This is a genomic window from Pseudomonas sp. Irchel s3f7, from assembly GCF_900187615.1.
GTDB lineage: Bacteria > Pseudomonadota > Gammaproteobacteria > Pseudomonadales > Pseudomonadaceae > Aquipseudomonas.
On the sequence record NZ_FYDO01000037.1, the window covers coordinates 20,656 to 38,341 of the forward strand.

Here is a 17,686-nt window from a genome sequence, read left to right on the forward strand (position 1 = left end):
GCGAGTGGGCTTGAGGCTTGCAGCTTGCGGCTTGTAGCTTTATTGCTAAAGAGGATTTTTTGAATGTCGCAGAAATTTGACGTAGTAGTGATCGGTGCAGGCCCTGGCGGTTACGTGGCTGCCATCAAGGCCGCCCAACTCGGCCTCAGCACTGCCTGCATCGAGAAGTACACCGACAAGGAAGGCAAACTGGCTCTGGGCGGTACTTGCCTGAACGTCGGCTGCATTCCATCCAAAGCCCTGCTGGACAGCTCGTGGAAATTCCACGAAGCCCAGGACGGTTTCGCGATCCACGGTATCAATCACGCTGGCGTGACCATGGACGTGCCAGCGATGGTTGGCCGTAAAGCCAACATCGTCAAAGGCCTGACCTCCGGCGTTGCGACCCTGTTCAAAGCCAATGGTGTGACCTCGATCCAGGGTCACGGCAAGCTGCTGGCCGGCAAGAAAGTCGAAGTCACCAAGCCAGACGGCTCGGTAGAAATCATCGAAGCCGAAAACGTCATCCTGGCTCCAGGTTCGCGTCCGATCGACATTCCGCCAGCTCCGGTTGACCAGAATGTGATCGTCGATTCGACTGGCGCCCTGGAATTCCAATCCGTACCGAAGCGTCTGGGCGTGATCGGCGCTGGCGTGATCGGTCTGGAACTGGGTTCGGTCTGGTCGCGTCTGGGTGCAGAAGTGACTGTCCTGGAAGCCCTGGACACCTTCCTGATGGCAGCGGACACCGCTGTTTCCAAGGAAGCGCTGAAAACCCTGACCAAGCAGGGTCTGGACATCAAGCTGGGCGCTCGCGTCACCGGTTCCAAAGTGAACGGCGACGAAGTCGTTGTGAACTACACCGATGCCAAAGGCGAACAGAACATCACTTTCGACAAGCTGATCGTAGCCGTTGGTCGCCGTCCGGTGACCACTGATCTGCTGGCTGCCGACTGCGGCGTGACCCTGGACGAGCGCGGTTTCGTGCACGTTGACGATCACTGCGCTACCACCGTACCGGGCGTTTACGCCATCGGTGACGTGGTTCGCGGCATGATGCTGGCGCACAAGGCGTCGGAAGAAGGCATCATGGTTGTCGAGCGCATCAAGGGCCACAAGGCCCAGATGAACTATGACCTGATCCCTTCGGTTATTTATACTCACCCGGAAATCGCATGGGTCGGTAAAACCGAGCAGGCCTTGAAAGCTGAAGGCGTTGAAGTTAACGTCGGCACCTTCCCGTTCGCAGCCTCTGGCCGTGCCATGGCTGCCAACGACACCGGTGGTTTCGTCAAGGTCATCGCAGATGCCAAGACAGACCGCGTGCTGGGCGTCCACGTGATTGGCCCAAGCGCTGCAGAACTGGTTCAGCAGGGCGCGATCGGTATGGAATTCGGCACTAGCGCTGAAGACCTGGGCATGATGGTTTTCTCCCATCCGACCCTGTCTGAAGCCTTGCACGAAGCAGCTTTGGCAGTGAATGGCGGCGCCATCCACATCGCCAACCGCAAGAAGCGTTAAGACAATAAGAAACCACGGCGGAATGGCCCGTCGTGAGCCTTGCACGCAAGACTCACCGCGGAATATCCGCTGGACGCAGTCTTGCGTAGCTGCACCGGTTGTCCGGAAAGGCTACGCAAGCAGCAGTCAAAGGTGGTGCGGCACTTGAATGAGTGCAGCACCGAATGCGCAGTACCTAACGAAGACGGTAATAAGCATGAATCTTCACGAGTATCAGGGTAAGCAGCTGTTCGCTGAGTACGGCCTGCCAGTTTCCACCGGTTACGCGGTAGACACCCCGGAAGCAGCAGCAGAAGCTTGCGACAAAATCGGCGGCAGCGAGTGGGTTGTCAAAGCCCAGGTCCACGCCGGTGGTCGCGGTAAAGCGGGCGGCGTTAAGCTGGTTCGCAGCAAAGAAGACGCCAAAGCCTTCGCACAGCAGTGGCTGGGCAAGCGTCTGGTGACTTACCAGACTGACGCCAATGGTCAGCCAGTCACCAAGATCCTGGTTGAATCGTGCACTGATATCGCTAAAGAGCTGTACCTGGGCGCTGTCGTTGACCGTTCGAGCCGTCGTATCGTGTTCATGGCTTCCACCGAAGGTGGCGTGGACATCGAGAAAATCGCTCACGACACTCCAGAAAAAATTCTGAAGGCCACTATCGATCCACTGGTTGGCGCTCAGCCATTCCAGGGTCGCGAGCTGGCATTCCAGCTGGGTCTGGAAGGCAAGCAGGTTGCTCAGTTCGCCAAGATCTTCGTAGGTCTGGCCAAGCTGTTCAAGGATCACGACTTGGCTCTGCTGGAAGTGAACCCGCTGGTGATCAAGGCTGACGGCGATCTGCACTGCCTCGATGCCAAGATCAACATCGACGCCAACGCCATGTACCGTCAGCCTAAGCTGAAGACTTTCCACGATCCGTCGCAAGACGATCCGCGCGAAGCGCACGCTGCCAAGTTCGAACTGAACTACGTAGCACTGGAAGGCAACATCGGTTGCATGGTCAACGGTGCTGGCCTGGCCATGGGTACCATGGACATCGTCAACCTGCATGGCGGCAAACCAGCCAACTTCCTCGACGTGGGCGGCGGTGCTACCAAAGAACGCGTTACCGAAGCGTTCAAGATCATCCTGTCCGACACTAACGTCGCTGCAGTACTGGTCAACATCTTCGGCGGCATCGTTCGTTGCGACATGATTGCCGAAGGCATCATCGGCGCTGTGAAAGAAGTCGGCGTGAAAATCCCGGTTGTTGTTCGCCTTGAAGGCAACAACGCTGAACTGGGCGCTAAAGTACTGGCAGAAAGCGGTTTGAACATCATCGCTGCTACCAGCCTGACCGACGCTGCTCAACAAGTTGTCAAAGCTGCGGAGGGCAAATAATGAGCGTCCTGATCAATAAAGACACCAAAGTTATCTGCCAGGGTATTACCGGTTCGCAAGGTAGTTTCCACACCCAGCAAGCCATCGAGTACGGCACCAAGATGGTTGGTGGTGTAACTCCAGGCAAAGGCGGCACCGAGCACCTGGGTCTGCCAGTGTTCAACACCGTTAAAGACGCAGTAGCTGCCACTGGCGCTACCGCCAGCGTGATCTACGTTCCGGCTCCTTTCTGCAAAGATTCGATCCTGGAAGCTGCTTTCGGCGGCATCAAGCTGATCGTCTGCATCACCGAAGGCATTCCTACCCTGGACATGCTGGACGCTAAAGTTAAGTGCGACGAGCTGGGTGTTATCCTGATCGGCCCTAACTGCCCAGGCGTGATCACTCCAGGCGAATGCAAGATCGGCATCATGCCAGGTCACATTCACTTGCCAGGCAAGGTCGGTATCGTTTCCCGTTCCGGCACCCTGACCTACGAAGCTGTGAAGCAGACCACTGACGCCGGTTTCGGTCAGTCGACTTGCGTCGGCATCGGCGGTGACCCGATCCCGGGTTCGAACTTCATCGACATCCTGAAGCTGTTCCAGGAAGACCCGAAGACCGAAGCGATCGTAATGATCGGTGAGATCGGCGGTTCGGCTGAAGAAGAAGCGGCTGCTTACATCAAGGCACACGTGACCAAGCCGGTTGTTTCCTACATCGCTGGTGTGACTGCTCCTCCGGGCAAGCGCATGGGCCATGCTGGCGCAATCATCTCTGGCGGCAAAGGCACTGCAGACGAGAAGTTTGCTGCCCTGGAAGACGCAGGCGTTAAAACCGTGCGTTCGCTGGCAGACATCGGCAAGGCTTTGTCCGAGCTGACCGGTTGGGCTGTCAAGTAAGCCTCGCGCTTAGCTGACGCTTCACCAAACAAAGGCCACCTTCGGGTGGCCTTTGTCGTTTTCGGGATTCATGCAGGCTCTGGGATCTGTAGGAGCCGGCTTGCTGGCGATTCAGGCTGCCCGGTGTGTCAGATATACCGTCATCGCTGGCAAGCCAGGTCCTACAGTTATCGTCTAAATGATAATTACGTACGTAAACGCGACATAGAGGTGTCGCAGATCGGAATGTTCGCCCCGTAACAGTGCGTTTATCGGCCAAATTCGTTAGGCTACGCGCCATTTTTGCGTCTGCAGCCCACAAGGCAGCAACGCGCTTAAAGGGTTGGTCTTATGCGGACTGACAGCATTTCCCTCACCCATAGGGAAATCCCTCTCTAAATTCCGATTCAGTAGTGTGGTATTTCCTTAATGAAAGTGTTGAAAGGCCAGGACATCCTGGCACTTGGTTTTATGACGTTTGCCCTGTTCGTCGGGGCTGGCAACATCATCTTCCCGCCTATCGTCGGTTTACAGTCCGGACCGCATGTCTGGATGGCGGCGCTGGGTTTCCTGGTCACGGCGGTCGGTCTTCCGGTGATCACCGTGGTGGCGCTGGCCAAGGTCGGCGGAGCCATGGATGCGCTGAGCAGCCCGATCGGTAAAGTCGCTGGTGGTCTGTTGGCGGCGGTATGCTACCTCTCGGTCGGCCCGCTGTTTGCGACGCCGCGTACCGCAACCGTATCGTTCGAAGTGGGCCTTGCGCCATTGACCGGCGAAAGCCCGTTGGCGCTGTTCCTCTACAGTTCGGTGTACTTCCTGCTGGTGTTCTTCATCTCGCTCTATCCGGGCCGTTTGCTGGATACCGTTGGCCGTTTCCTCGCACCACTGAAGATCATCGCTCTGGCCGTTCTCGGCATCGCGGCATTTGCTTTGCCAGCGGGTGACATTGGCCTTGCCACGCCCGAGTACGTCGCAGCACCGTTCTCCCAGGGGTTCATCAATGGTTACCTGACCATGGATACCCTCGGCGCACTGGTGTTCGGTATCGTCATCGTTAACGCCATCCGTTCCCGTGGCGTAGAGTCACCAGCGCTGATCACCCGTTACGCGATCATTGCCGGGTTGATAGCCGGCGTCGGTCTGGCGCTGGTTTACATCAGCCTGTTCCGCCTCGGTTCGGGCAGCCATGAAGTGGCCGCCGGTGCGAGCAACGGCGCGGCGGTATTGCACGCTTACGTCCAGCATACCTTCGGTTCGTTGGGCAGCGGTTTCCTCGCGGTGCTGATTTCCCTGGCTTGCCTGGTTACGGCGGTCGGCCTGACCTGTGCCTGCGCCGAGTACTTCAGCCGTGTACTGCCGCTGTCTTACAAGACATTGGTCATCATCCTTGCGGCGTTCTCGTTGCTGGTGTCCAACCTGGGGCTGACCAAGCTCATTGCGTTCTCGATCCCGGTACTGACGGCGATCTACCCGCCGTGCATCGCGCTGGTAGCGCTGAGCTTCTGCAAGGACTTCTGGCATGAGCAGGGCCGTATCGTCGGTCCGGTGATGCTGGTGTCGTTTATCTTCGGTCTGATCGATGCACTCAAGGGTGCGGGCCTGGCGGACTGGATGCCGACTCAACTGGCCCATCTGCCGCTGAGCGAGCAAGGTCTGGCCTGGCTGGTGCCATCGGTGATGACGTTGGTGATTGCCGTGGTTTGCGATCGCCTGCTGGGCAAACGCGCCGAAGCCTTGGCTTAAGCTTCAACGGCCCGCCACAAGCGGGTCTTGAGCAGAAACAGAAATGCCCCGTATCAATCGATACGGGGCATTTTTTTTGTGAGGCGTGCGGTGCCTTTTCCGTTGCGCTAACGTCGAAGCATTGCCCAATCGATTGTAGGAGCGACCTTCGCGACCAAACTCGCTCCTACACAGGGTTTATGTACACCGTTAACACATCACAAGGACCTGCATGTCGTTCATCCAAGCCAATCTGATCCACATTCTTGCCGCCGTATGGTTTGTCATCTGCTGGGGCGGTTACACCCGCTATGCGGGCTGGAAGGGCCGCGACACGGCATGTCTGGCCAGTGTCCTGCACCTGTACCGCGAAGACTGGATGCGTCGCATGCTGTTGCGGGACAACCGCATCGCTGACGCCAGCGTGATCGGCAACCTTGAGCGAAACGCGTCATTCTTCGCCTCCAGCACATTGATCATCCTGGCGGGTATTCTCACGGTGCTCGGCGCTTCCGAGCGGGCAGTCTCATTGCTGGCCGACATCCCGATGGTGCAACAGGCGTCCCAGGGCATGTCGGAGATCAAGCTGCTGTGCCTGGCGCTGGTGTTCGTCTATGCGTTCTTCACCTTCAGTTGGTGCATGCGCCAGTACAACTTTGCGGCGATTCTGGTCGGTTCGGCACCGATGGTCGGTGAGCGCCACGTGTCCGAACAGGAACGCAAAGCCTTCGCGTCCCGGGCGGCGCGGGTTATTTCGATGGCCGCCAACCAGTTCAACTTTGGGCTGCGTTCCTATTACTTCGGCATGACCATGCTGGCCTGGTTTGTCAGTCCCTGGTTGTTCATGTTGATGAGTGCCGGTGTGGTCTTCGTGTTGTATCGCCGCGAGTTTCACTCCGACGTTCTCGACGTGATGGTCTATACCCCTACAGAGGCACCGTTGCCCGAAGCAAATAAAGAGGCGGCTTGATGAGTATTCCGTTCTGGTGTGTGTTTATCTCGGCCTTGCTGATCTTCGTGGCGCGTATGCCCGTGACCAAAGCGATGAAAGAGCAGGGTGGTTACAACAATCACCAGCCACGCGAACAGCAGGCACAACTCACTGGTTTGGGCGCCCGCGCGGTGGCGGCCCATCAGAACAGTTTCGAAGCGTTCTTGTTGTTTGCGGTAGGCGTGTTGATGGCGCATACCACTCAAACGGCAGGATGGCTCATCGATTTGCTGGCGATCATCTTCGTGATTTCGCGAGTGATCTACCTGGTCTGTTACTGGAAAGACCTGGCCTGGCAGCGCAGTCTGGTTTGGGTGGTGGGATTGGTCTGTTCGTTGTTACTGATGGTTAGTCCGACTTTTCGAACGATTTTGCTCTAGCGCTAACGCGACAACAAAAGCTCCAAGCAAAAGAAAACCCGCACTTGGCGGGTTTTCTTTTATCACGCTAAAAACCGATTTAGTTCTTAGGTGCTTCCGGAGCGGCTTCTTTAGCCGCTGCTGCGTTCGATTCAGCCTGAGCTTTGGCAGCTTCGGCGTTTTCTTTCGCAGCGTCGTTCACTTTATCCTGAGCTTTGTTCATGTCCTGCTGAGCTTGCTCAGCATGTTTGGCGGCATCTTGAGCTTTGTCCTCGGATTTTTTATCGCAGGCAGCGAGACCGAGGGAAGCGGTCAACATCAAGGCAATAGCTAAAGTCTTACGCATGGGTGTTTCTCCTTATGGAAAATATCTACTGGCCTTAAGAGCATGGGCGTTCGGGTTAAGTTCCACGATTTTTGCAGATATATAAGTTTGTTTTAACGCGGAACTTTTACCGGGATTTCTACGGCGTCGGGCCAACACTTCAAGAGTTTTTATCAAATGGCTGAAAACCCCGTTTTTGAGCGTGCTACACGATTCCTGTCGGCATTGCGGCATTGCCAGGTACTCGGGTTGCGAGTTCATAGCGCCAACAATGAAGGTCTGACGGTTGTTCTGCCGTACAGCCCACAAATTGTCGGCAACCCCGAAACCGGCGTCATTCATGGCGGCGCCTTGACCTCGTTGATGGACACGGCTTGTGGCATGTCGACACTGTGCGTGCTGCCGGAATTCGAAGTGTGTCCGACCCTCGACCTGCGCATCGACTACATGCACGCCGCCGAGCCCCATAAAGACGTCTACGGTTTTGCCCAGTGCTACCGGGTGACCACCGACGTGATCTTTGCGCGCGGCTTCGCCTATCAGGACGATCCGGAGCATCCCATCGCCCATGTGGTGGGCACGTTCATGCGCATGGGCAAGGGTATTAAAGGCACCAAGGGCTTTGGTGGCGTCATTGCCGGAGACACGAAATGACTATTAGCCTTCAGGAGCAACTGCAAGCGGCTCATGAGCGGGGCGACTACAGCTCGCTGTTGCAGTTGATTCCGTACGCCACGTTGATCGGCGTCGAATGCTCTCGGGTGGGCGACGAATTGCTGTTTCGTCTGCCGGCCAACAAGGACAACATCGGCAACCCTCTGCTGCCGGCCATTCATGGCGGTGTGATCGCCGGTTTCATGGAGTTGTCCGCCGCGTTGCACCTGTTGATTGCAACCGGATCGCCCGGCGTACCGAAGATTATCGACTTTTCCCTGGACTACCTGCGAGCCGGGCAATTTCGCGATACCTGGGCCCGTTGCCAGGTGTGTCGCCAGGGTCGCAGGGTCGCCAATGTGGCGATTACCGCCTGGCAAAGCACCGAGGCCGAACCCATTGCCACGGCCCGCGCGCATTTCAAAGTCGAAGAGCCCTTGAAATCCTGATTGGTGCCCCAAACTCTGAGGACAACCCGCCGTCGATCATTCAGGTCGCGGCTTATGCCATCTGATTGGAGTTTGATGACCATGAGTGTGGAAACTCAAAAGGAAACCCTGGGCTTCCAGACCGAGGTGAAGCAACTGCTGCACCTCATGATCCATTCGCTGTATTCCAACAAGGAAATTTTCCTTCGCGAATTGATCTCGAACGCCTCTGACGCTGTCGATAAATTACGTTTCGAAGCCCTGGCCAAGCCAGAGCTGCTGGAAGGTGGCGCCGAACTGAAAATCCGTGTGAGCTTCGACAAGGACGCTAAAACCGTCACCCTCGAAGACAACGGTATCGGCATGAGCCGCGAAGACGCGATCACCCATCTGGGCACCATCGCCAAATCTGGCACCGCTGATTTCATGAAGCACCTGAGCGGCGACCAGAAGAAAGACTCGCACCTGATCGGTCAATTCGGTGTTGGCTTCTACTCCGCCTTCATCGTCGCCGACAAGGTTGACGTGTACAGCCGTCGTGCCGGCGCTGCTGCCAGCGAAGGCGTGCACTGGTCGTCCAAAGGCGAAGGCGACTTTGAAGTCGCTACCGTCGAAAAGGCCGACCGTGGCACTCGCATCGTCCTGCACCTGAAATCTGCTGAAGACGAATTCGCCGATGGCTGGCGTCTGCGCAACATCATCAAGAAGTACTCTGATCACATCGCTTTGCCGATCGAGTTGCCGAAAGAAGTGGCCGCTGCCGAAGGCGAAGAGCAGCCGGCCGTTGAATGGGAAACCGTCAACCGCGCCAGTGCTCTGTGGACCCGTCCGCGTACCGAGATCAAGGACGAGGAATACCAGGAGTTCTATAAGCACATCGCTCACGACTTCGAAAATCCGCTGAGCTGGAGCCACAACAAGGTCGAAGGCAAGCTGGAATACAGCTCGCTGTTGTACGTGCCGACCCGTGCGCCGTTCGACCTGTACCAGCGTGAAGCGCCGAAAGGCCTGAAGCTGTACGTGCAGCGTGTATTTGTCATGGATCAGGCCGAGTCCTTCCTGCCGTTGTACCTGCGCTTCATCAAGGGCGTGGTCGATTCCAACGACCTGTCGCTGAACGTGTCGCGGGAAATCCTGCAGAAAGACCCGATCATCGACTCCATGAAGTCGGCACTGACCAAGCGCGTTCTGGACATGCTGGAAAAACTGGCGAAGAACGAGCCTGAGCAATACAAAGGCTTCTGGAAAAACTTCGGCCAGGTCATGAAAGAAGGCCCGGCAGAAGACTTCGCCAACAAAGAGAAAATCGCTGGCCTGCTGCGTTTCGCATCGACCAACGGTGACGACGGCGAACAGGTTGTCGGCCTGGCGGATTACCTGGCACGCGCCAAGGAAGGTCAGGACAAGATTTACTACCTGACCGGCGAAACCTACGCGCAAGTGAAAAACAGCCCGCACCTGGAAGTCTTCCGCAAGAAAGGCATCGAAGTGCTGCTGCTGACCGACCGCATCGACGAGTGGCTGATGAGCTACCTCAGCGATTTCGACGGCAAGAGCTTTGTCGACGTGGCGCGCGGTGACCTGGACCTCGGCAACCTGGACTCGGAGGAGGACAAGAAGGCTGCGGAAGAAGTCGCCAAGGCCAAAGAAGGTCTGGTTGAGCGTCTGAAAGCAGCCTTGGGCGAATCCGTTGCTGAAGTGCGGGTTTCCCATCGTCTGACCGACTCCCCGGCGATTCTGGCCATCGGTGAGCAGGACTTGGGCTTGCAGATGCGTCAGATCCTGGAGGCCAGCGGTCAGAAGGTTCCGGATTCGAAGCCGATCTTCGAATTCAACCCGGCTCACCCACTGATCGAGAAGCTCGACAACGAGCAGAGCGACGAGCGCTTCGGCGACCTGTCGCACATCCTCTTCGATCAGGCGGCTCTGGCAGCCGGCGACAGCTTGAAAGACCCGGCGGCGTATGTGCGCCGTCTGAACAAGCTGCTGGTCGAATTATCGGCTTAACTGTGTTGCAGAAAAACCCGCTTCGGCGGGTTTTTTCATTCTGGTGTTCAACAATCAGGAGTCAGAAATGAGCCAAATTACTGTACGTTCCGTTGCCTATCAGATTGATGGACGAGATTACGAAAGCCGCCTGGCCTTCGATGCCGACCATAAAGGCCCGCGTCCGGGTCTGTTGATGGCGCCGAACTGGATGGGCGTCAGCGCCGGTGCCGAGGAGATCGCCAAGTCGGTGGCGGCCAAAGGCTACGTGGTGCTGATCGCGGACCTCTACGGGCAATCGGTTCGTCCGACCAACAATGACGAGGCGGGCGCGGCGATGATGCCGTTGAAGAATGACCGCCCGTTGCTGCGCAAGCGCATGCAGGTGGCGTTCGAACAGCTGCAAAGCCAGGGTGAGGTGGCCGTTGATACGTCGAAACTGGCGACTTTCGGTTTCTGCTTCGGCGGTTGCTGTGCGCTGGAGTTCGCTCGTACCGGTGCGCCGGTGAAGGCGGCTGTTTCGTTCCATGGCACGCTGGACACACTGAATCCGGCTGATGCGAAAAACATCAAGGGTAAGGTGTTGGTGCTGCACGGTGCTTCCGATCCTTTGGTGCCGAAGGAGCAATTGCCGGCGTTCGAAGATGAAATGAATGCGGCGGGTGTGGATTGGCAGTTGCTGAGCTACGGCGGTGCGTTCCACTCGTTCACCGATCCGCACGCCAATGTACCGGGGATGATGATGTATGACGCTAAAGTCGCCGCTCGGGCGTTTACGTCGATGCATAATTTGCTGGATGAAGTGTTCAAGGATTGAATAAGCGCTGAGCAACGAAACCTGTAGGAGCCCGCTTGCTGGCGATAGCGATCCTCACGATCGCCATCGCTGGCAAGCCAGCTCCTACAGGGATTGTGCCGCACGCAATTTCGGGAATGAGCCGGTCAACTGTAAAAGCTGGCTTGTCAGCGATGAGGCAATCACAGGCGCTGCAAGCATCAGGGCAATTCGATCCGCTCAACTTCCCCCGGCACCGTCGGCCAATCCCCGGCCGCCCAGCGACGGCGCGCCTCATCGATGGCCGCTGGATCGCTCGCCACGAAATTCCAATTGATCCGTCTTGGTCCATCCAGCGGTGCACCGCCGAACACAACGGCATGACTGTCGCTTTCGGCGAACACAGTCATTTCTTCGCCGCCTGGCAACACCACTAACGTGTGCGGCTCAATTGGCTCGCCATCCAGTTGCACCTCACCGCTCAACACATACAGCGCTCGTTCTTCGTGCTCGGTCGGAATCAGCAACGTTGTCGCTGTTTGCAGGTTCAATTCGGCATACAACGTAGGTGAAAGCACCGGCACCGGTGATTCCAGGCAAAAGCCTGTCCCGGCAATCATGCGAATCTTCACGCCGAGGTTGTCGCTGACCGGAAGCGTGGACGCCGGATGGTGGCTGTAATGGCCAGGACCTTGTTCATGGTCCTTGGGCGAGGCCAGCCAGATCTGCAAGCCGTGCATCGTGAAGCCGCTTTCTTTCAGCGCCTCAGGTGTGCGTTCAACATGGGCAATGGCGCTGCCGGCCGTCATCCAGCTGACGTCGCCCGCCCCGACCACTTGATCTGAGCCGAGGCTGTCCTTGTGCTGAATCTGCCCCTGGAACAGGTAGGTGAGGGTGGAGAGGCCGATGTGCGGGTGCTGGCGAATGTTCATGCCTTTGCCGGCCGGATAACGGGTTTCCAGCATGTGGTCGAAAAACACGAATGGCCCGACGCTGCGGCACTTGGCCGACGGCAACGGGCGAAGAATCGGCTGGCCTTCGACATCTTCGGCGCGAGGGCGGATCACGAGCGGAGTGTTCATGGTGCATTCCAGGCTGAGCGGGTGATGCCGTCGAGCATAACCCGCTTGCGCAGCCCTTGCCGCTATTGGCTGAACGCGCCTTCGGACAGATGGGTTTCGATGCTGACTTCGGAGGTGGTCATCAGCTTGTGGATCGGGCAGCGATCAGCCACGCGGTGCAGTTCATCGCGCTGGGCGTCGGTGAGTACACCCTTGAGGGTGAGTTTGACGTGCAGTGCGTATTTGCCTTTCTGTTCTTGGCTGTTGTCGCGTTTGACCTCGACACCGACGCCCGTGAGCGGGATGTCTTTCTTCTTGGCGTACAGCTTCAGGGTCAAGGCTTTGCAGGCGCCGAGCGCGGCATCGAAATAGTCGTGGGGTTCTGGTGCGGAGCCTTCACCCCCTGCCGTGGTGGGTACGTCGGCAAAGAGTTCGTGATCGTCGATTTGTACGCTGTGGCGAAAACCTTCGGCAGAGACGGTGTTGACGGTAACAGTCATGGCAAACCTCGCAGGCGACAGGAAAAGTCATTCGATCAAAAAAGACCTTGAAGGTATAGAGCCTGCTTGAGGGAACGCGTTCCGGTTTTTTCAACAGGCGAAAAAAAGCCCCGCGTTTGCGGGGCTTCTCTTATCGAGCCGGCTTAGCTGCCTTTGACCGCTTTACCGTTGACCGTACCGTTCAGGAGCATGATGTTGTACTCCTTGCCGTCGGTCTCGACCTGTTGCAGGCGAACCAGCAAGTAATCCCAATCCTTGGCGAACCACAGAACGGTGATGCGCTTGCTTTGTGTCGGGTCGCGTACGCGCTCGACCTTGATCGCTTCGATCTGGCCAGCCTTGGTGTCGACTTTTTCCGAACCCAGCACGCGGAAGTCATAAGTATCGACTTCGCCATCATCAACCACTTGATAGCTCATGCTTTTCTTGCCGGCGGCTACGTCATGCTGCAGCGCCAGCTGGTAGGTGGATTTGTCGACCATGCCGCGGTTGAGCGGGATCTTGACCGGGTCACCGCGATCGGTGCCAGTGACCATCTTGGTGGTCCAGTCGAAATCCAGGTCGGCTTTCTTGGCTTTGCCCAGGCCGCCACGTTCGAAGTGATACGAATGGGGCAGCAGGGTGTCCTTGTCCAAGGTCAGGGTGCTTTCTTCGGACAGGCTGGCGATCATCATCGACGCCTTGAAGCTGAGCTTCCATTTGCCGTCGCCCAGGCTTTCGAGGCTGCGTTCGGCGGTGCCGCTCATGGGCAACTGTTTCCAGTCGGCGGTGTAGCTGGCGGAGAACGGTTGAAGGTCTGCCGCCTGTGCAAAGGGCAAGGCAAGCAAGGCGCAAGCGAAGAGCAGGGCGCGACGCATAAAATCTCCTAGGGTCGAATCAAGTGGCCGCTGGCCGCGAGTAACTGTCCATCCAGTAAAGCACCTTGTTCGCCGAGGGCTAGACGACCTTCGGCAAACCAGTGCACGGCCAACGGGTAGATCAGGTGTTCCTGAACATGGACCCGCTGCGCCAGACTCTGCGGCGAATCATCTAACTCTACCGGTATTACTGCTTGTACGACCAGTGGTCCGCCATCGAGTTCCTCGGTGACGAAGTGCACAGAGCAGCCATGTTCGGCGTCGCCGGCATCCAGAGCCCGCTGATGAGTGTGTAACCCTTTGTATTTGGGCAGCAGCGAAGGATGGATATTGAGCAGGCGACCCTGATAGTGGCGTACGAATCCTGCGCTGAGAATGCGCATGAAACCGGCCAGTACCACGAGTTTTGGGTTGAAGGCGTCGATCAGTTCGATCAGCGCGGCATCGAAGGCCTCGCGACCTTCGAAAGCCTTGTGATCCAGGGTGCGGGTGTCGATACCCGCATCCTTGGCGCGTTGCAGGCCGTAGGCGTCGGCGCGGTTGGACACCACCGCAGCGATGCGGACCGGGCTGTCGCCCGTCCGCGTGCTGTCGATCAAGGCCTGCAAGTTACTGCCGGTGCCGGAGAGCAGCACCACGACATCACAGGTCTGAGACATCAATGAGCCTTGAGGTTCTTCAGTTCAACCTGGGCTGCGCCTTCGGCAGCGGTGGCGATCTGGCCGATGACCCATGGCTGTTCGCCCGCATCACGCAGGACGTTCAGAGCAGTTTCAACGTGCTCCTGAGCCACGCAGATGACCATGCCCACGCCGCAGTTCAGCACGCGGTGCATTTCGTTCTCGTCGACGTTGCCTTTCTCTTGCAGCCAGTCGAATACCGCTGGGCGGTTCCAGCTCGCCACGTCAACGATCGCTTGTGCGCCTTTTGGCAGAACGCGCGGGATGTTGTCCAGCAGGCCACCACCAGTGATGTGGGCCATGGCTTTGACTGCGCCGGTTTCCTTGATCAGCTTGAGCAGCGGCTTCACGTAGATGCGGGTCGGGGCCATCAGCAGGTCGGTCAGCGGCTTGCCGTCGAGCTGGATGTTTTCGATGTCGGCACCGGACACTTCGATGATCTTGCGGATCAGCGAGTAACCGTTGGAGTGCGGGCCGGAAGATGGCAGAGCGAGCAGGGCATCGCCGGCAGCAACCTTGGAACCGTCGATGATTTCGGCTTTTTCTACAACGCCGACGCAGAAACCGGCCAGGTCGTAGTCTTCGCCTTCGTACATGCCCGGCATTTCAGCGGTTTCGCCGCCAACCAGCGAGCAACCCGACAGTTCGCAGCCAGCACCGATGCCGGTCACCACCTGAGCGGCGGTGTCGACGTTCAGTTTGCCGGTGGCGTAGTAGTCGAGGAAGAACAGCGGCTCGGCGCCGCACACCACCAGATCGTTGACGCACATGGCGACCAGGTCGATGCCGATGGTGTCGTGCTTGTTCAGGTTCAGTGCCAGGCGCAGCTTGGTGCCGACGCCGTCAGTACCGGAAACCAGCACAGGCTGCTTGTAGCCGGCCGGGATTTCGCAGAGGGCGCCGAAACCGCCCAGGCCGCCCATGACTTCCGGGCGCGCAGTGCGCTTGGCGACGCTCTTGATGCGTTCGACCAATGCTTCACCGGCGTCGATGTCTACACCGGCGTCCTTGTAGCTCAGGGAGGGTTGCTTGCTCATGATCCAGGCCTTTAGGGGGGATTTCTGGGTAACGACCGAGTCTAGCGGGACCGCCAAAAAACACGAAGGAGGGAGCCATGCGCGTATTTCAGGGTACCCGGCTGTTGCCGGTCTGCGAAGGCGCGCGATTTTATCAGGCTTGAGCGGCAGCGGCCATCCTCAGGCCGACAGCAGGGCCATTTCAGCTGAAAAAAAACCGTTATTGCCCGGTGTCGTTAGTAACCTGCATGGCTGTATAAAGTATCGCGATTAACCGTCTATCGTTATGACAGTGCGAAAAACTTACCCGGGGCGTGTGAATGTTTTGCGTCGGGCGAGGGTCACAGCCTTGCTCTATCGTCTTCATGCGGTCTGTTTCAGCCGCTCTTGTCGTCAGGAATCTTCCATGCGTTTTTGTAAATTCTTGTTTGTGGGCTGTTTGTCATTGTTCAGCCTTGTGAGTCATGCCGAAACCGTCAAAGGCCTTTATCAGGTGCGTGAACCAGTAAATGGCCAGTCACCCGAGGAGCGTGAACAGGCGACTCAGCGTGCGCTGGACACCTTGGTGCTGCGCCTGACCGGTGACCCCAAGGCTGCGCAAAACCCGGGGCTGGCGACGGTTCGCAAAGATCCGCAACAAATCATCAGCCAGTACGGCTTTGAAGCCGGGCCGCCGGACGTGCTGAAAGTCGATTTCGATCCGGGTACGACTGAGCAGGCTCTGCGCCGGGCGGGGCTGGCGATGTGGGGTGCCAATCGGCCGTCGATTCTGGCCTGGTGGTTGAATGACTCCACAGAAGGTTCGAGCCTGGTAGGTGACGGCCAGGCCAGCGCCGCGCCGCTGCGTCGGGCCGCCCAGCATCGTGGGTTGCCGCTGCGCTTGCCGCTGGCGGACCTGAATGAGCAGATCGTCGCCACGGCACCCAATCTGGAAGGCACTGACCCAGCACCGTTGCAAGGTGCTTCGGAGCGCTACAACGCCGATGCCTTGCTGGCGGTGCGCGCGCATGAGGAAGGTGGGCAGTGGCAGGCCAATTGGCGGCTGTGGCTGGGTGATCAAAAGGAGGCCGGCACCGTACAGGGGGTCGATCAGGCAGCATTGGCCGATGCGGTGATGTTGGCGGTCAATCAGCGCCTGGCACCACGATTCGTTGCCAAGCCTGGTGCTTCGGGTCAGCAATTAATAGAAGTACAGGGCATGAGTCTTGAGCGATATGCGGCGCTTGGGCGGTTGCTTGAGCCCTTCGGTGGGCGTCTGCAAAGTGTCGATGGCGAGCGGATTCTTTACCGGGTCAACGGTAGCGCCGATCAGTTGAGAGCGCAGATGTCGCTGGCAAAACTGCAGGAAATGCCGGTCGAGCAAGCACCCGTGCCAGTGGCTCCTGTCCAGCCTGTTGCCCAAGGTTCGGCGCCCGCCGTAGCGCCAGTCGCCGCTCCTGTACCGCAGTTGCGTTTTCGTTGGTAGTTTTTCGTTCCTTATATAGAAGCAGGAGTGGTACATGGCCGATTCTCGGCGTTGGTTCTGGCTGGGTGGGGTGGTCCTGCTTTGCGTGTTTGTCTGGTTGTTGCATCCGATTCTGACGCCTTTTCTGGTGGCGCTACTGTTGGCCTATCTGTTCGATCCGTTGGTAGACCGCCTGGAAAAGGCCGGTCTGTCGCGGACTTGGGGCGTGGTGACGGTGTTTGCCGTGTTCACGCTGATTTTTACTGCGCTGCTATTGGTGCTGGTGCCGATGCTCGTCAAGCAGTTGTTCCGGTTGTATGAACTGGCGCCGCAAATGCTTGATTGGTTGCAGCACACGGCATTGCCTTGGGCGCAGTCCAAATTCGGGTTGTCGGACGGATTCTGGAAGTTCGACAAACTCAAGGCCGCGATCAGTGAACACATGGGCCAAACCACGGACATCGTCGGCGTGGTATTGAGCCAGGCGACGGCTTCGGGCCTGGCGTTGATAGGCTTGATGGCGAATCTGGTGCTGATCCCGGTGGTGAGTTTTTACCTGCTGCGGGATTGGGACGTGATGATGGTCAAAATCCGCAATCTATTACCTCGTGATCGCGAGGAGCGTGCGGTCTCCCTGGCAGGCGAATGCCACGAAGTACTCGGCGCGTTCGTTCGCGGGCAGTTGATGGTGATGGTCGCATTGGGCGTGATTTACGCAGCGGGGCTGATGCTGGTCGGTCTGGAGCTGGGGCTGTTGATCGGTATGATTGCCGGTCTGGCGGCAATTGTGCCGTACATGGGATTCATCATCGGCATCGGCGCGGCATTGATCGCCGGCCTGTTTCAGTTTGGCGGTGATTTGTATCCCATGCTGGGTATCGTGGCGGTGTTCATGGTCGGTCAGGCGCTGGAGGGCATGGTGCTGACGCCGTTGCTGGTCGGCGACCGGATCGGGTTGCACCCGGTCGCGGTAATTTTCGCGATTCTGGCTGGCGGGGAGTTGTTCGGCTTTACCGGTGTGCTGCTGGCGCTACCGGTGGCGGCAGTGATCATGGTGCTGGTGCGTCATGTCCATGATTTGTATAAAGACTCTGATATCTACGCCAGTGGCGAGGGGCCGTAGCGACATGATGAGTGGGTGGCGGTCGCACTGACCGCCAAACAA

At 57.9% G+C, this 17,686-nt stretch carries 18 protein-coding genes; 12 read left to right on the plus strand and 6 right to left on the minus strand.

All coding sequences use genetic code 11. From position 1 onward, the window contains the following. Positions 1 to 63: 63 nt before the first annotated feature. The 6 genes from lpdA (at position 64) to CKW19_RS25290 (ending at position 6,816) form a co-directional block, all read left to right on the plus strand. Positions 64 to 1,500 (plus strand): dihydrolipoyl dehydrogenase, encoded by a 1,437-nt coding sequence (lpdA, locus tag CKW19_RS25265; protein WP_007998079.1) that lies wholly within the window; start codon positions 64 to 66, stop codon positions 1,498 to 1,500. Between the two features lie 196 nt (positions 1,501 to 1,696). After that, positions 1,697 to 2,863, plus strand: a complete 1,167-nt coding sequence (gene sucC / locus CKW19_RS25270) for an ADP-forming succinate--CoA ligase subunit beta (protein WP_007919879.1) — start codon at positions 1,697 to 1,699, stop codon at positions 2,861 to 2,863. Then, the gene (gene sucD / locus CKW19_RS25275) at positions 2,863 to 3,744 is read left to right on the plus strand and encodes a succinate--CoA ligase subunit alpha (protein WP_095060813.1); all 882 of its coding nucleotides are present in this window, start codon (positions 2,863 to 2,865) and stop codon (positions 3,742 to 3,744) included. Before sucC ends, sucD begins: the two co-directional genes overlap by 1 nt. Before the next feature lie 408 nt (positions 3,745 to 4,152). After that, complete coding sequence (gene brnQ / locus CKW19_RS25280) at positions 4,153 to 5,466, plus strand: branched-chain amino acid transport system II carrier protein (RefSeq protein WP_095060815.1); 1,314 nt, start codon at positions 4,153 to 4,155, stop codon at positions 5,464 to 5,466. Between the two features lie 211 nt (positions 5,467 to 5,677). Continuing rightward, positions 5,678 to 6,415 (plus strand): DUF599 domain-containing protein, encoded by a 738-nt coding sequence (locus CKW19_RS25285; protein ID WP_095060817.1) that lies wholly within the window; start codon positions 5,678 to 5,680, stop codon positions 6,413 to 6,415. Beyond that, positions 6,415 to 6,816: an MAPEG family protein gene (locus CKW19_RS25290; protein WP_095060819.1), complete on the plus strand. Its 402-nt coding sequence runs from the start codon at positions 6,415 to 6,417 to the stop codon at positions 6,814 to 6,816. Before CKW19_RS25285 ends, CKW19_RS25290 begins: the two co-directional genes overlap by 1 nt. Before the next feature lie 79 nt (positions 6,817 to 6,895). On the opposite strand, the gene CKW19_RS25295 is transcribed toward CKW19_RS25290, so the two are convergent. Further along, positions 6,896 to 7,141, minus strand: a complete 246-nt coding sequence (locus tag CKW19_RS25295; protein ID WP_095060821.1) for a hypothetical protein — start codon at positions 7,139 to 7,141, stop codon at positions 6,896 to 6,898. 156 nt (positions 7,142 to 7,297) lie between these two features. Between CKW19_RS25295 and CKW19_RS25300 the strand changes: the two genes are divergently transcribed. From CKW19_RS25300 to CKW19_RS25315, 4 genes are all read left to right on the plus strand, one after another. After that, positions 7,298 to 7,774 (plus strand): PaaI family thioesterase, encoded by a 477-nt coding sequence (locus CKW19_RS25300; protein ID WP_095060822.1) that lies wholly within the window; start codon positions 7,298 to 7,300, stop codon positions 7,772 to 7,774. Further along, entirely contained in the window at positions 7,771 to 8,223 is a 453-nt protein-coding gene (locus CKW19_RS25305) for a PaaI family thioesterase (RefSeq protein ID WP_095060823.1), read from the plus strand. Before CKW19_RS25300 ends, CKW19_RS25305 begins: the two co-directional genes overlap by 4 nt. Before the next feature lie 81 nt (positions 8,224 to 8,304). Further along, complete coding sequence (gene htpG / locus CKW19_RS25310) at positions 8,305 to 10,209, plus strand: molecular chaperone HtpG (protein WP_095060883.1); 1,905 nt, start codon at positions 8,305 to 8,307, stop codon at positions 10,207 to 10,209. 67 nt (positions 10,210 to 10,276) lie between these two features. Next, on the plus strand, positions 10,277 to 11,005 hold the full coding sequence (locus CKW19_RS25315) for a dienelactone hydrolase family protein (RefSeq protein ID WP_095060825.1): 729 nt from the start codon (positions 10,277 to 10,279) through the stop codon (positions 11,003 to 11,005). Between the two features lie 179 nt (positions 11,006 to 11,184). Here CKW19_RS25315 and CKW19_RS25320 read toward each other — a convergent pair whose 3' ends face one another. The 5 genes from CKW19_RS25320 to purM all read right to left on the minus strand — a co-directional run bounded on the left by CKW19_RS25320 (position 11,185) and on the right by purM (position 15,098). Further along, entirely contained in the window at positions 11,185 to 12,045 is an 861-nt protein-coding gene (locus CKW19_RS25320) for a pirin family protein (protein WP_095060827.1), read from the minus strand. 62 nt (positions 12,046 to 12,107) lie between these two features. Next, complete coding sequence (locus tag CKW19_RS25325) at positions 12,108 to 12,524, minus strand: OsmC family protein (protein ID WP_095060829.1); 417 nt, start codon at positions 12,522 to 12,524, stop codon at positions 12,108 to 12,110. Positions 12,525 to 12,667: 143 nt separating this feature from the next. After that, a complete protein-coding gene (locus CKW19_RS25330) occupies positions 12,668 to 13,381 on the minus strand; it encodes a DUF3108 domain-containing protein (protein WP_095060831.1) in 714 nt (237 codons plus the stop codon). 8 nt (positions 13,382 to 13,389) lie between these two features. Continuing rightward, positions 13,390 to 14,040 carry a phosphoribosylglycinamide formyltransferase gene (gene purN, locus CKW19_RS25335; RefSeq protein ID WP_095060833.1) on the minus strand — a complete coding sequence of 217 codons (651 nt, stop codon included), beginning with the start codon at positions 14,038 to 14,040 and terminating at the stop codon, positions 13,390 to 13,392. Next, positions 14,040 to 15,098 carry a phosphoribosylformylglycinamidine cyclo-ligase gene (gene purM, locus CKW19_RS25340; protein WP_095060835.1) on the minus strand — a complete coding sequence of 353 codons (1,059 nt, stop codon included), beginning with the start codon at positions 15,096 to 15,098 and terminating at the stop codon, positions 14,040 to 14,042. Before purM ends, purN begins: the two co-directional genes overlap by 1 nt. A 385-nt stretch (positions 15,099 to 15,483) precedes the next feature. Here purM and CKW19_RS25345 point away from each other — a divergent pair, with 385 nt between their 5' ends. Then, positions 15,484 to 16,542 (plus strand): DUF2066 domain-containing protein, encoded by a 1,059-nt coding sequence (locus CKW19_RS25345; protein ID WP_095060837.1) that lies wholly within the window; start codon positions 15,484 to 15,486, stop codon positions 16,540 to 16,542. A gap of 34 nt (positions 16,543 to 16,576) precedes the next feature. Then, the gene (locus CKW19_RS25350) at positions 16,577 to 17,644 is read left to right on the plus strand and encodes an AI-2E family transporter (RefSeq protein WP_095060839.1); all 1,068 of its coding nucleotides are present in this window, start codon (positions 16,577 to 16,579) and stop codon (positions 17,642 to 17,644) included. Positions 17,645 to 17,686 lie beyond the last annotated feature (42 nt).